This is a genomic window from Salinivibrio sp. MA427 (assembly GCF_001996115.1).
GTDB lineage: Bacteria > Pseudomonadota > Gammaproteobacteria > Enterobacterales > Vibrionaceae > Salinivibrio > Salinivibrio costicola.
In genome coordinates, this window is record NZ_MUFH01000332.1 from 1 (window position 1) to 2444 (window position 2444).

General features: G+C 49.1%; 2 protein-coding genes. One reads left to right on the plus strand and one right to left on the minus strand.

Going from position 1 to position 2444, the window contains the following annotated elements; genetic code table 11:
- Positions 1 to 309: 309 nt before the first annotated feature.
- The gene (locus BZG79_RS14105) at positions 310 to 984 is read left to right on the plus strand and encodes an HAD family hydrolase (RefSeq protein WP_236719564.1); all 675 of its coding nucleotides are present in this window, start codon (positions 310 to 312) and stop codon (positions 982 to 984) included.
- Positions 985 to 1063: 79 nt separating this feature from the next.
- On the opposite strand, the gene BZG79_RS14110 is transcribed toward BZG79_RS14105, so the two are convergent.
- A partial coding sequence (locus tag BZG79_RS14110; protein WP_242414202.1) for a sodium:alanine symporter family protein occupies positions 1064 to 2444 on the minus strand: 1381 nt, incomplete at its 5' end.

The following is a 2444-nucleotide window of genomic DNA, read 5'->3' on the forward strand; positions in this document are numbered from 1 at the left end:
ATATATTTCTCCTTAAAATGGGTTGGCGTGATTCAGCACACGCTAGAGTGTAGAGAAACGACACGGTAAAACCAGCGTATAAATTCGTTAAACTTGTTCAAAAATTTTGTTGGGCCCGGTTATTTCTCGCGGTGGCGTTGCGCTGAGTGAATAGGGGCGTATGATGTCGCCCGATAGTCGTCCAGAATGTAAAAATAATGTTATAATGCCTGTTGTGTTGATAAAAAACGAAGATCAAGAACGGCAAAGCGCCCGATCAAATCACAAGTCGGTCACTTGTGGGACACAACGGGATTTGAGGAAATGTGCGTGAAAAACTTATTTATGTTAGACGTGGACGGTACGCTGGTAGACAGCTGCCAAATGGACCACGAGTGTTTCAGCCAGGCGATTGATGAAGTCACAGGTTTAGCGGTTCCAGATAATTGGGGAAGCTACACCAATGTGACCGATGCGGGGATCATCGAAGAGTTAATCGACACCCATGGACTCAACCATGACAAGATCAGGCTGTTTAGAGAGATCAAACGGGTGTTTAGGCAAAAGTTGGCGGTTAGGATTGCAGAGAAAGGCTTAGCGCCAATTCCCGGCGCGGTGGAATTTGTAGAACACATGCGCCATGTGCCCTCGGTTGAATTAGCCATTGCCACCGGCGGGTGGGAAGAAACCGCACGGATGAAGTTAAAAGCGGCAGGTTTTAATATCGACGGCATTGTATTTTCATCTTGCTCCGATGCCATGAGCCGGAGTGAAGTCATGGCGTTGGCGGCATTTCGAGCCAAACAAGATTACGGTGTGTATTTTGATCGTCGAATCTATTTCGGTGATGGTGTATGGGATAAGCAAGCCACGCAATCACTGAACTATGAATTCGTCGCGGTGGGTGACAAGGTAGAGCACGAGGTGCGGGTGAATCACTTTATCAATCCTCAAGCAATTCTTGGTAAGTTAGGGATTGAGGAAGCTGAGCGTCAATACGCTTAATCCCTCTCGCCCCACATATGCACAACAAGCCGGTTCAGTCTATGAACCGGCTTTTTTGTACAAAGTAACTGTCACGCGATCATGATGATTGTGAACAGGGTTGCGCTATCTCGCTGGCCTGATCACTGTCTTGTGACGAAAAATACGCTTGGGTCTCTTCAATCACGACTTTACGTAGCAGTAACAAACCTATGAGGTTGGGGACCGCCATTAAGCCATTAACAATATCGGCAAGAATCCAGATCGTATTCAGTTGAATAAAGGCACCAGATGCAATCAAGCCGATAAAGAATAGTTTATAGATATAAATCGCTTTTTTGCCAAACAAGTACGCGACGCAGCGCTCGCCATAGTAGTGCCAGCCTAAAATCGTCGTGAAGGCGAAAAAGAGTAGGCCGATATTCACTAACATAGGGCCAACGCTGCTCTCCATGCCCACGGCAAAGGCATGCGATGTCATTGCTGCTCCCGCTAATTCGCCTGACCATGATTGCGTTAAAATTAACGTTAACCCTGTCATGGTACAAATCACTAAGGTATCGATAAAGGTGCCTGTCATTGATACCAACCCTTGCTCAACGCACGAGTCGGTTTTAGCGGCCGCCGCGGCAATGGGGGCACTCCCTAAGCCAGACTCGTTAGAGAACACACCACGGGCAATCCCTGATTGAATGGCGAGCATCATACCGGCCCCAGCAAAGCCGCCGGTGGCTGCCATGCCGTTAAACGCGGACTCAAACACCAGGCCAACCGCATGGGGTAATTGGGATATATTGGCGCCGAGTACCCACAAGCAGGCAGCGACGTATAATACGGCCATCACAGGAACGATTTTGGCGGCGACGGCCGAAATAGATTTCACGCCTCCGATAGTCACTAACGCCACTAGCACCGTAAGGATAGCGGCGACGGCAACGGTGGGAATATTAAACAAATGGGTCGCGGCGCTACTAATGGCGTTCACCTGTGGGAAAGTGCCAATACCAAAACAAGCCACGCCGATGCCGAATAAGGCAAATAATTTGGCTAATATCGGCTTGCCGGCGCCTTTGGATAGGTACATCATCGGCCCGCCAAGCATATTACCTTTATGATCGGTTTCGCGGTATTTCACCGCCAGTAAACACTCAGCGTATTTGGTCGCCATCCCTAAAAAAGCGGCTAACCACATCCAAAATAGTGCGCCTGGGCCCCCTAACGAAATTGCTGTGGCAACCCCGATAATATTACCGGTACCAATGGTGGCAGATAATGCGGTACATAGCGCGGCAAAACCAGAGACATCGCCTTGGCTGCTTGCATCAGAAGGTTTAAATATTTGCTTGAGCGCAAAGGGCAAACGGCGGAATTGGAGCAAGCCCAAGCGAACGGTAAAAAAGAGCCCGGTACCGGTTAATAACAATAAAAGCGGTGGGCCCCAAATCCAGTCGTCAATGGTGGCAAGAAGCGCGGGTATATCG